Source organism: Actinospica acidithermotolerans (assembly GCF_018139625.1).
Taxonomy (GTDB): Bacteria; Actinomycetota; Actinomycetes; order Streptomycetales; family Catenulisporaceae; genus Actinospica; species Actinospica acidithermotolerans.
In genome coordinates, this window is record NZ_JAGSOH010000368.1 from 1 (window position 1) to 435 (window position 435).

The 435-nt window shown below is 49.9% G+C and carries 2 protein-coding genes; both read right to left on the bottom strand.

The genetic code is table 11. The annotated features are described in order from the left end of the window. A partial coding sequence (gene atpE, locus KDK95_RS35120) for a F0F1 ATP synthase subunit C (protein WP_040171388.1) occupies window positions 1-185 on the bottom strand: 185 nt, incomplete at its 3' end. A 46-nt stretch (window positions 186-231) separates the two neighbouring features. Further along, on the bottom strand, window positions 232-435 hold a 204-nt coding region (locus tag KDK95_RS35125; RefSeq protein ID WP_212522660.1), incomplete at its 5' end, for a F0F1 ATP synthase subunit A.

Sequence of the window (435 nt, forward strand, 5' to 3'; positions counted from 1 at the left end):
GCATCCACCAGACCCATAACGATAAAGAACTGAGTACGCAGCAGAGGAATCAGATCAGGTTGACGCGCTGCGCCTTCCAGGAATTTACCCCCGAGGATGCCGATACCGATCGCAGCACCGATTGCCGCCAGACCCATCATCACAGCGGCAGCCATGTACAGCAGATCCATATTCAGGTTTTCCATGACAGTCTCCAGTTTGTTTCAGTTAAAACGTAGTAGTGTTGGTAAATTAATGTTCTTCAGACGCCATCGACAGATAGACGATCGTCAGAACCATGAAGATGACGGCTTGCAGCGTAATGATCAGGATGTGGAAAATGGCCCACGGCACATTCAGGATCCACTGTGACCACCACGGCAACAGACCAGCAATCAGAATGAAAATCAGCTCACCGGCATACATGTTACCGAACAGTCGCAAACCGAGTGAAAC